At 30.4% G+C, this 3,435-nt stretch carries 3 protein-coding genes and 1 riboswitch; all 3 genes read right to left on the reverse strand.

What is annotated here, in order from left to right; all coding sequences use genetic code 11:
• Positions 1-87: 87 nt before the first annotated feature.
• A riboswitch (cyclic di-GMP riboswitch) is annotated at positions 88-163 on the reverse strand.
• A gap of 55 nt (positions 164-218) precedes the next feature.
• Complete coding sequence (locus tag ACTHW2_RS10980; protein ID WP_442263962.1) at positions 219-746, reverse strand: TasA family protein; 528 nt, start codon at positions 744-746, stop codon at positions 219-221.
• Positions 747-1,304: a signal peptidase I gene (locus ACTHW2_RS10985; RefSeq protein ID WP_442263963.1), complete on the reverse strand. Its 558-nt coding sequence runs from the start codon at positions 1,302-1,304 to the stop codon at positions 747-749.
• Positions 1,305-1,320: 16 nt separating this feature from the next.
• The coding region (locus tag ACTHW2_RS10990; protein WP_442263964.1) for a vWA domain-containing protein at positions 1,321-3,435 on the reverse strand (2,115 nt) is incomplete at its 5' end.

The raw sequence follows: 3,435 nt of genomic DNA on the forward strand, positions 1-3,435 counted from the left end.
CTACTGCTAATAATGAAATTGCTATCGTCATTTTCTTTTTCATTTACAATACCTCCTTAAATTTTTAAATACTATTTTAAAATCTAATTCGGTAACTGGCTGCCATTTGAAAGGCCCTTTAGCTTTGCGTCCTTAAGTTTCCTTAAGTTTGCCTTTTTCATATTTAAAAGCAAAAGTTCCTTCCACCTCCTTTAATGAATTTTTTATATCTTTATAAGTTAAAACGGTAGGGAAGTTAAACCCCAAACATCTTTAAAGGCTTCATGTGTTGCTTGAACTGCCTCTGCTTCTACATTTACAGTTAATGTTTGACCTTGATATTCATTGTCTGTAATAGGCCCTATAAGTTTGACTGCATCTAATAATTTTGTGGTTTCTTCATTTTCATTTAATATATGTTTGTAATAATACCAACCATCTGAATAAACCCAATCACCACTATTTGCTAGTACTAATTCCACATTGTCATTTGGTAATTGATTAGTCCACATCTTAGTTAATTTAACTCTTACATAAGTTTTTTTGGAGCCCTTACTTATTACTGTTACATCTTTGTTTGTAGTGTCACCTGGATTCCAATTATCTATATTCTCAAAGCCATTTTCGTTTACCTCTACGGCTACAGTACCTGCTGTAAATGTATTTGTAACTGCTCCTGATGAATCAGTAAACCAAGCAAATGTTGCGCCTAATACAAATGCAAATACTACTACTAATGAAAGTGAGATTAATATTCTTTTTTTCATTTATATTACTCCTTCCGATTTCTTCCTTTTAAGATAATCATATATTGTGAAAAGTATTATTAAACTTGCTGGAATTATCATTACAACTACTAATCCAACTCTCGTTTTAACAAAAGCTAACAACCTTCCTAAATATGGAATAACAAAAATTTGTTTTCCAATTATATTGCTACCATTTAAAGGGTTGGGATCATCTGCATTGTTTGCATCTCCTCTAGTTGTAAACTTCAATGCTTTTTCATTTTCTATATTTACTACTCTATGAGTTACTACTGTTTCTCCATTTGGTTTATAGCTTATTACATCATTTACTTCTATATCTTTTGCTTCCATTTCTTTTACAACTATAAGACTACCTACTCCTAATATTGGTTCCATACTTCCACTTTGAACAATATAGAATCTGTGACCAAATATAGAAGGAGCTTCATTGGAAGATCTATTTTGTATTACAAAAATTATCATTAGTATTAAAGCTAATATAACTATATAGAATATAATTTGCTCTAATATTTTAAAGATATTTTTTATTGTAATTGATTTTGAATATTCTTCCATAAGCTCCTCTCCTTTTTTAATTTCCTAGTATAACCTTAAATAAATTGTCCTTATCATGATCGTCATAGAACCAATCATCATTTGTTCTTTCGTTTTCAAAGCTTACATTAACATGTCTATTTTCACTAGTAATGGTTACTGTTCTTGTTCTACTTCCTACAGCTTTATAATTGGCTGGAACTATTTCTTCTAAATTATAAGTTCCTCCTATTAAATTTTCTATGGTTTGACTTTCTCCTTCCTTAACCATTACTGACCAAGTTTTACCATTTGGTCCAGAGATATTTATAGTAAACCTTTTATATGTGTTTTCATTTGTCACTACTTTAGATATTGTTATACTCCCTCTAACAACTATTATCTTGATATCATCTTTAGCCTTACAACCATTTTTATCTGTTACTATGAGGGTATATACCGTATCTTCTGTAGGACTTACTATTGGATTTCTTTGATCTGATGACCATCCTGGATCTGTACTACTTGACCACTCATAAGTGAATGGTTCAGTTCCTGAACTAATCACTAGATTTTCACCAATATCAATACTATCTGTTATCATTTCTCTGTCTTCTCCTAAATCTACCTTTAATGGAGCCATTACATCTACAGTTGGAACTGGGAATTCTTTTTCTTTTGGATCATCATTTACATCTATATAATTAAGTTTTGCCCAGTCATTTGTAGCTACATTTGTTCCACCTTCAAATGATTCTTTAGCTCTGATATCATAAGTTAAGGTAGTTTTTTCTGTTATTATTCCAGCATTCCAAGTAATTTCATGAGTGTTCTCATCATATGTTGCATTACTACTTGAAAGACTTCCTTCTACAAATTCAAAATCATCACTTATTTTATCCTGTACTACTGCTGCTTTAGCTGCATAATTTAATTGTTGAGATATTTGATTATATATTGCTGTCAAATCTGCCGCAGAAAATGTTTCATAATATCCTGCATTTTGAGAATCTTCTAGTACCTGTCTTGCAACAGGTAAGGTTTGACTTGGTACTTGATTTAATAATCCTACCGTAAAAACTCTAGCTACATCTTGTGAGGCTATACCTTCTGCTATTGCAGCATTTGCATGATTATTCAAACTTGTAGGATAATTTGGTCCATACCAGTTGCCAATACTTACTGTAGGAACACCATCTGTTAATAGTACTATTGCCTTATTTGCGTTAGTTCTACCATTACTACCCATTAAAATTCTAGATCTTCTAAAACCTGCTTGTGTATTTGTTCCTCCAGTCGGATTTAGATTGTTAATACTAGTTTGAATATCAGAATAACTATTTGTAAAGTTTCGATCCAAAGATGCATCTGTAGCTGCTCCATATCCATAAATACTTCCTGAATATGCATATGATACTAAAGCTACTCTATTGTTAGTATTCTGTAGAACAGTGTTTGCAAAAGTTTTAGCTGCATTTTTTGCATAATACATTGATGTAGGATTACCTGCATCCATACTACCTGATCTATCTATTACTAAAATTACATCTACAGGTTTTTCAGGGATTTGTCCGTCTATTTCAAGTGTTACTGTATATTGTCTACAACCTTGTGTTATTTCAGCTGTTTTATCAACCACTATTGTATCTTCATACTCTGGAACTGGATTAACATAGGTTCTTGATTGACCAATCATTCCAAGTGTAGAAATACTAGCTTTAAATAAATCATCTAAATACTTTTGATATTCTTTTGGAAATTCTTCATGTTCATCTACCTCGGTAAAAGCTGAACCAGAATTCTTTTTCTTTACTATTTCTGGTTTTAATAACTTTACTTCTATATCTTGATTTTTGGAAATAACTTTCTTATCAAAATTTGTACTTATAAAAATATTATTCTTTTTAACTTTTTCTTTTAATGTTGAGAACTTGTTATAAATAGTTTTGATTTCTTCTTTTTCTCCAACCTTTAAAAGCTTAATTTTCTGATTTAAACCTGTTAAACTATCTTTTACTAATAAATTATTTAAATCTACATCACCATTATTTTTTATGCTGATAGTATAAATTATATCTTCCCAAGGTTTATATGCCTTCTTATCTGTTTTAATATTAAATTCAAAACTTGGGTTTAATACTTTCTTTGGTTCTTCTTTTACTTCTTTTACCTC

The sequence above is a fragment of the Tissierella sp. genome, from assembly GCF_052089545.1.
Taxonomy (GTDB): domain Bacteria; phylum Bacillota; class Clostridia; order Tissierellales; family Tissierellaceae; genus Tissierella_A.

Bases quoted from the DNA above. Each gene is read 5' to 3' on its own strand.
- ACTHW2_RS10985 (WP_442263963.1), bottom strand. From the start codon at position 1,304: ATGGAAGAATATTCAAAATCAATTACAATAAAAAATATCTTTAAAATA.
- ACTHW2_RS10980 (WP_442263962.1), bottom strand. From the start codon at position 746: ATGAAAAAAAGAATATTAATCTCACTTTCATTAGTAGTAGTATTTGCA.